The organism is Steroidobacter sp., from assembly GCF_016790065.1.
Lineage (GTDB): Bacteria > Pseudomonadota > Gammaproteobacteria > Steroidobacterales > Steroidobacteraceae > Steroidobacter.
In genome coordinates, this window is the sequence record NZ_JAEUPY010000332.1 from 1 (window position 1) to 8,024 (window position 8,024).

An 8,024-nucleotide genomic window follows, 5' to 3' on the forward strand; every position below is an offset into this window, starting at 1 on the left:
CATCGAATACGAGCGCGCCGATCTGGTGACATTCACAACGGGTGCCGACGGTGCCGTGCGCTCCATGCTGCTCACCAAGGCTGGTGCCAATCAGCCTAGAGAATACATTCGCGTCCCGGGGCGCTGAGCGGATTCCACCAAGATGCCAATGACAACCATGCCGAAATCGATACTGAAAGCACTGATCTTCGCAGCTTGTGCCAGCCATACCTCGGTAGCGCTGACGGCGCCGAGCGAGCAACAAATCACCGCTTACGCCGAGCATGCGCTGTCGCAATGGCAAGCGCCCGGAATGTCCATCGCCGTGGTGAAAGACGGGCAGGCAGTTTACGTGGGCGGCGTGGGCGTGCGAGAGCAGGGCAAGCCGGAGCGAATGGATGCGGATACCTTGTTCACCATCGCCTCGGTCAGCAAGGCGTTCACTGGGATGTCGGCGGCGATGGCCGTCGAGCGCGGGCAAATCGTTTGGGATCAACCCATCATCCAGACGCTGCCGTCGTTTCGTCTCTACGATCCCTACGTGACGGCGGAGGCGACCATTCGCGATCTGTTGGCGCATCGGGTCGGTGTGAGTGGCAACTACGTCAACGGTATGGCCCTCACTCGCGAGCAGATGGTGGGGCTCCTGCGCGATGCCAAGCCTGCGGCTGCGTTCCGTACGCGACGTGTTTACTCGAACCTGCTTTACGCCGCAGCCGGCGAGGCTGTAGCGAACGCGGCCGGCATGAGCTGGGACGATCACATGCGCACTATGATTTTCGAACCGCTCGGCATGTCAGCCAGCTCGACCCGTTCCAGTGCGTTGGCTGAAGCGCCGAATCGCGCTAGTTCGCATGTCCGCGACCGGCAAGGCGCGATTCGAATTGACCCTTTCCGGCCGCGCGGTTACTGGAGCATGGACAATCATGCACCGGCCGGAGGCATCAACTCCACGGCCCGCGACATGGCGCGTTGGTTGGAATTCCAAGTGGGGGACGGTGAGTTTCGTGGCCGACGTCTGCTGTCCGCGCGCAACTTCGCTGAAACGCATGCCGATCAGATCATCTATCAGGACCGTCGGTGGAATTCCGATCCATTGGAGTTCTTGATCGGCTTCGAGCCGGTGGCCTACACGCTGGGCTGGCACTCCAGTTTCTATCAAGGGCGGCGCACGTTGTGGCATGGCGGTGGCTTTCGCGGTCATGGCTGCATCGCCTTGCTGGATGAACAACAGAAACTGGGAATATTCGTATTTGCGAATTCGCGAGACGGCCTGCGTGGCTTGTCGTCGGGCGTGGCGCAGTGGATTCTGGATCGCTACTTGGAGCTTCCCGAACGCGACTGGAGTTCGGAGCAGAAGCGCCGCTACGACCAGCGCTGGGCACAAATGGCGCAGCAGGAGAAGGCGGTGCTGCAACGGCCGGCGCGACGCAAGGCGCCGTCCGCCGAGTTGCAGGCATACGCCGGCAGATACGTTGCCCGCGATAGCTGGGAGCAGTATGAGTTGACTCAGCAAGGCGGGCGTCTGCGGATGAATCTGCAAGGCATGGCTGAGCCTTTTTACGCTGAACTCGAGCCGTGGCAGGGCGATGCATTTCGCGCCACGTGGAACGAACCGGTGACCGAGTATGAGCCGGCGCAAATAGTGTCGTTCACGTTCGGCGCGCAGGGTCGCGTGCACTCGATGCTGTTGTACCGGGCGGATTCTGCCCAGCCGGACGAGCTGTACCGCGTCGAATCGACCGTGCCGGCCCCTTAAACGAACGCTGTGGTCAGGTTGCCGACGGGTTTTGTCGTATACATTTAATAGCATCCAAAATGTATATATGTGGTGAGTGCATAATATTACGAGAGTGGGAGGACATCATGATCAGGTTGAATGCAGGTTTCTCGGCGCGCTCCGGCGCGGTGTGCCGCTGGCTCGGCGCGTTGGCGATGACCGGCGGTTGTCTGGTGCAGCCGGTGCTGGCCGCACAGGACGCGGCGCTCGAGGAAGTCATCGTCACGGCGGAACGCAAGTTCCGGCCGGAAGTGTCCACGGCGGCGTCGAAGTTCGAGCTGCCCATCATCGAAACGCCGCAGGCGCTCACGGTGTTGTCGTCGGAGTTTCTAGATATCGCGCGCCTGAACGACACGGCCAGCGTGGTTGCCTACACGCCGGGTGTGGAGCTGGGCGGCATCGGCGACGGTACGCAGGCAGCGATCAGCGCCCGCGGCTTTCCAATCAATCGCGAGCGCGGTTTCCGCATCAATGGTTTGTCCACGGATAGCGAGTTAGACCTGGACTATTTCGCAATGGATCGCGTCGAGATCGTGCGCGGCCCAGCCTCGGCGCTGTATGGCGAAGCAGATTACGGTGCGACCTTCAATCGTGTGTTGAAGCGTCCCAGCAACACTTTCGCAGCGCTCACGGCTGTTGAAGTCGGCAGCTACGATTTCCGCCGAGTGCAGGCGGACGTGCAGGGGCCGCTCGGCGGCAGCGGCATCTTCAGCGGTCGCGCCACTGCGGCGGTCCAGGACAGCGAGACCTTCATCGATCACACCGAGGACGATCGCATCTTGTTCGCGCCCAGCCTGAACATCGCGCTGGATCGTACCAACATCCTGCTGCAGGGTTACTACCAGAAGCTCGAAGGCAGCAGCAGCGACGGTTTCGCGCTGTTGCCCGATGGCAATGGCGGCTATGTGCTGCCGGATTTGCCTCGCCGTCGTAACTACGGTTCCACCGCCAACGAAATCGACAGCGAGAACAAGTTCTTCTATGCGCAGCTGGATCACGAGCTGAGCGATTCGCTGAAGCTGGCGGTGAAGGCCGGCTACTCGCGCGTCGAGATGCACAACGCCAGCAGCTTCCTGCTCGGCAGCGACGCTGCCGGCAATCAATCGCTGCTCGGCTATCCGGAGTACAAGACCAAGGAAGATCTGAGCGTCGATGCCTCGATCGAAAAGACCTTCGAACTCGGCGGCCGTGACCAGCGCTTCCTGGTGAGCGCCGACTGGCGTCGCAATGAGTTGTTCAATCCCTGGTATGGCGTGTTCTCGCTGGGCACGATCAACATCTTCCAGGGCGGACCGCAACCGGTTCCTGGCGGCATTCCGCCGGCCGGCAGTGTCGATGGCGAGTATCGCAGCAGCAAGCAGGACTTCTCCGGCGTGACCGTGCTGACTCACCTCAAGCCCACCGATCGTCTGTCGTTGCTGCTCGGCGCGCGCTATTCCTCCGTCAAGACAGGGATACACGACTACGTGCCGACCGCGTCGGGTTACATCCGTAACATCGACGGCTTGGATGATGACGGCTGGGTGCCGCGTGTCGCCGCGGTCTACGAGGTCGCCAATGGCCACAACGTCTACGCCAGTTACAGCAAAGGCATCGTCTTCAATCAGACGTTCCTGCGTGCCAACGGCTCTCCGATCAATCCGGAGTCGGGCGTGCAGTACGAACTCGGCGTCAAGGGCGAAATTCTGGATCGCCGCGTCATGTACGCCGTGTCGTTGTATCGAATCACTCGCACCGACGTGGCCGCCGGCATCTTCGTGCCCGGGCAGCCGGACGTTTACTACAACGTCGGCAAGCAAGTGCACGAGGGCGGTGAGTTCGAAATCATCGGCGAAGTCATTCCCGGCCTGAACCTGGTGGCGAGCTATTCCAATCTGGGTATCGACATTCGCGAATCGGCCAACCCGGCAGAGGTGGGACACCGGCCTTACGCCGCGCCCCGGCATTCGTATTCGCTGTTCGCGACCTACGAGTTCCTGGAAGGGCCGTTGCGCTCGCTCACGCTCGGTGGCGGTGTAGTGGGTCGCAGCGAGCGCGAGGTGGACTCAGTCGGCTCGTTCCAGTTGCCTAGCTATACGCGAGTGGACTTCCGCGCTTCGTATCGCTTGAACGAAGCGATGCTGTTGGAGTTCAACCTGCAAAATGCCTTCAACGAGGACATCTATACCAGCGTGTATCAGAGTCCGAATCTGGGCATCGCCTATGCTTACCCGCGTACCATGTTCGGCAAGCTGTCGTATCGTTGGTAGCGATTTGGTGTCCGCGGCTGCTTCGGCAGTCGCGGACCCCTAGATGCGCGAGCGGCCGTCATCCCCCATGCCCCGTGCGAAATTTTTCCAGGGCCGCGGCGGGCTGCCATACTCGGTTGTATGAGCAACTTGTCGAGCGAACGCAGGGCGTGGCTGGTCAAGAACGTGTTGCCCAACGAGCCGGCGCTCCGAACCTGGTTGGCACGTCGCAAGGTGGCCGGTCTGGACGTCGACGATGTCGTGCAGGAAACCTATGCGACGTTGGCCGAGCTGGAATCGGTCGCGCACATCGTCAATCCGAGGACGTACGCGTTCTCCATTGCCCATTCCATCATCCTGCAGCATGTGCGTCATCGGCGCGTAGTTTCATTGGCCAGTCTGGCTGAGTGGGAACGTTTGCGCGTCGGCACGGACGAAGACTTGTCGGCCGAGCGACGCGTGTCGGATCACGAGGAGTTGCAGCTGATTGCCGAGCGCATCGGCTCGCTTCCGGAAAAGTGTCGGCAAGCGTTCAGTTTGCGCAAGGTCGACGGCTTGACGCAGAAGGAAGTGGCACAGCGCATGGGCGTTTCCGAAGGCACGGTCGAGAAACACATCGGCAAGGCGCTGCGGATTCTGGCGGCCACGGTAGGTCGTGAACGCGAGACGATAGGTGCGGCGCCGGTACCAACGGTGTCGTCATCCCAGGTGCGCCGATGGTGGAGGCGAGATGAGAAGTGAAGTGGAAGACACCGCAGCGGCCTGGGCCGCGCGGGTCGATAAAGGTGGCTTGCAAGAGGACGAACAGCGAGAGCTGGACGCTTGGCTCGCCAGCGACCGACGTCACCTCGGTGCGTTTGTTCGGATGCAGACGATCTCGGCGCATTTTGATCGCGCGGCAGCGCTTGGCGCGGACTTCGACGCTCGCCAATTCAGCGCTCCGCCGAACCGCGTGCGGCGAACCGTTTGGATCGGAGGCCTCATCGCCGCGAGCTGCGCTGCTTTGGTCGTATATCTATTCGTACTGGGCGCGCCGACACAGCACTATGCCACTGGCCGTGGCGAGATCAAGAACGTGTCGCTCGATGATGGCTCAGTGTTGAGACTCAACACGGCAACGCGTGTCGATGTCCGCTTCTCGGCCGAGCAGCGCCGAGTGCAGTTGCTCGAAGGCGAGGCATTGTTCGATGTCGCCAAAGATCCCGCCAGGCCATTTGTGGTTGAAGCCGCGGGCACTCTGGTGCGAGCGGTGGGCACCAGCTTCACGGTACGCGTGCTGCCCGGAGATCAGGTGAAGGTATTGGTGCGAGAGGGCGTAGTAGAAGTTTCAGGGCGGAACACTTCGCCAGCCGCACCGCTGCAGCTGTCGGCCAACAATCGGGTCCACATCGGACGTGATCCTGTGCCTGCGGCGCAGCCCGTATCCACCGCCGAACTCGCCGACGATCTGGCGTGGCAAAGCGGCATGATTTCGCTCGATGGCATTACATTGCAAGAAGCGGTGAGCGAGTTCTCCAGGTACAGCGACACACGCATCGTGATCGACGATGGCGCTATCGCCGAGCTCACCGTGACCGGCCGCTTCGCTGCCGACGATCCCGTCGGTTTTGCCAAAGCGGTGGCCACCAGTATGAGTCTTCAAGCCACGGTCGAACCCGGCGAGGTGCATTTGCATCGCTGAGGCTCAAAAAAAGTTTCAGCGTCGCGATGGGGGGAGCGGGCATTCCCGGTATCTATATCCAACAGCGACTCATTCCGAGCCGCAGGGTATCGAATCCGAGGGGACAGCTATGAGTATCGGCATGAGCCGGGGCCGGCGTTTCGCGATTGGCGGTGCCGTGGCACTCCTGCTTGCACAGGCGGCCTGGGCACAGCAGGTGAGTTTCGATGTCCCCGCGGGTGAAGCCGCGAAAATCATTCCCGAGTTTGCTCGACAGGCGCAATTGCAGATCATAGCGCCTGCCGATGAACTCAAAGGCGTACGGACGCTGCCGCTCAAAGGCCAGCTCGATGTGCGAGCCGCGCTGAAGACGTTGCTGATCGGCACCGGGTTGGAGATTGCCTCCGACGATGGCCGCATCATTTCGTTGCGCAAAGTCAAAGCGGATCCCGCCACCGCCGATACCGGCGATGCACCGACCGCTTCGGTGCAGACGATGGAGATCATCACCGTATTCGGCCGCGGCGCGGCGGGCGAGACGGTTCGAGAGGTGCCGCAGACCGTCAGCGTATTCAATAGCGAGATGCTGGATATCGTTGCCGGTGCCACGGTCCAGGATGCCGTGCGCTTCATTCCGAGCGCTTCGAATCTCATCGGCGACTACTCGTTCACCCACAACTTCAATATCCGTGGCTTTCGTACCGCGACTACTTGGAACGGCATGCTGCCAGGCATCGCGGCGCCGGGAAAAGTCGAGAGTGCCAACGTGGAGCGGATCGAGGTGCTGATGGGTCCGGCCGCGGTGCTGTATGGAGCCATGGAGCCAGGCGCAGTCATCAACGTGGTGACCAAGCAACCGCTGGAGAACTTTCATGCAGAGTTGAATCTGCACGGCGGCAGCTTCGACACTTACGGTGCGGCGATCGATACGGGTGGCCCGCTCGGTGAGCGCACGCGCGCTCGGCTCAATGTTTCGTACGTCGATGGTGAAGCGCCGTTCGACTACTGGTCGCAGAAGACGCTGTTCGTCGCTCCGGTGGTTGCATTCGAACTTGGCCAGAACACTCGGCTCACTGTCGAAGGCAGTTATCGTCGCAGTGAAAATCCCAACGGTCTTTACGACGGGCGCGTGCCGGTCGCGGGCACGTTGCAGTCCAATCCCAACGGTCGCATCCCCCTGGGATTCAACTCCGGCTATGCGCCGGGCATCACGGACTCGAAAGACGTCTGGAGCAGCGGCAACATCCGGCTGCAACATGACTTCTCGGAGGCGCTGACGCTGAATGCGCAAGTGACCTATGCCAAGGACGATTTGACCGGCACGACGTCTTATCCCGATCCTTTGAACGCCGACGATCGCACGGTCTCACGCTTGCTGGTGCTCGGCGATCAGGGACAGGAGAACACTCTGGCGGCCATCAGCTTGGTGGGGCGGTTCAACACCGGCTCGTTACAACACAAAGTAACCGGCGGTGTGGACCATCTCGATTACGACGCCAACACAGTCTATGAGGTGTACACCGGCGCGGTGCCGCCGCTCGATGTGTTCGCTCCCAACTACGCGCTGCCCGGCGCCGCGAGTTACTTTCCGTTTTTCTTTTATCGCAACTCACAGCAGGCCACTGCGGCCTTCGTGCAGGATCAGCTGTCGGTGGGCGAGCGCTGGAAGTTTCTGGCAGGCGTGCGTTACACCGATTCGACGTCCGATAGCGTCTTGAATCCGCCGGGCCAGCCCATCGTCGAGCTGCCGGATGCGAAGGCGCAGAAATGGTCGACTCAGTTCGGAGTGCTGTACCAGCTGTCCGACGCAATGATGCTGTATGCGAATCGCACTACGTCCTTCCAGCCGCGCGATGCCATCGTGGGTCGAGACGGCAGCCTGCGTAATACGCCGGAGACGGCCACGCAGTACGAGCTTGGCACGCGTTTCGATCTGCTCGGCTCGGGACTGACGGCGAACCTGGCGCTGTTCCGGATCGAAAAGCCCAATGTGCGTATCACCGATCCGGTCGATGCGTTTTATCAGGTCGACGCCGGCGAAGTGAGATCGGACGGCGCGGAGTTGTCGGTGAACGGTTCGTTGTCGCCCGGCTGGACCGTGTACGCGGCCTATGCCTACAACGAAACGGAAGTGACGAAGACGACGATTCCCGGTGCGCAGGGCAAGCAGTTTGCCAACGCGCCCGAGCACACGCTCTCGCTGCTCAGTCGCTATGACATCCAGTCCGGTGTGATGCAGGGACTGGGAGCGTCGGTCGCGGCCAACTATCTGGGCGTCAAGTACGCGGACCCGGCCAACCAGCTGGAATTGCCCGCCAGCACGCGCATCGACCTGGCCATTCACTACACCTTCGATAACGACATCGAGCTGAGCCTG

The 8,024-nt window shown here is 61.3% G+C and carries 5 protein-coding genes; all 5 read left to right on the plus strand.

Translation table 11 applies throughout. The annotated features are described in order from the left end of the window. The first annotated feature begins 157 nt into the window (after positions 1-157). On the plus strand, positions 158-1,738 hold the full coding sequence (locus tag JNL55_RS13915; protein ID WP_293854010.1) for a serine hydrolase: 1,581 nt from the start codon (positions 158-160) through the stop codon (positions 1,736-1,738). A gap of 107 nt (positions 1,739-1,845) precedes the next feature. Next, on the plus strand, positions 1,846-4,008 hold the full coding sequence (locus JNL55_RS13920; RefSeq protein ID WP_293854014.1) for a TonB-dependent siderophore receptor: 2,163 nt from the start codon (positions 1,846-1,848) through the stop codon (positions 4,006-4,008). 120 nt (positions 4,009-4,128) lie between these two features. After that, on the plus strand, positions 4,129-4,728 hold the full coding sequence (locus JNL55_RS13925; protein WP_293854017.1) for an RNA polymerase sigma factor: 600 nt from the start codon (positions 4,129-4,131) through the stop codon (positions 4,726-4,728). Continuing rightward, positions 4,718-5,668: a FecR family protein gene (locus JNL55_RS13930; protein ID WP_293854021.1), complete on the plus strand. Its 951-nt coding sequence runs from the start codon at positions 4,718-4,720 to the stop codon at positions 5,666-5,668. The genes JNL55_RS13925 and JNL55_RS13930 overlap by 11 nt, the downstream gene beginning before the upstream one ends. A gap of 109 nt (positions 5,669-5,777) precedes the next feature. Beyond that, positions 5,778-8,024 (plus strand): TonB-dependent siderophore receptor (locus JNL55_RS13935; protein ID WP_293854025.1); only part of this gene is annotated, 2,247 nt, incomplete at its 3' end.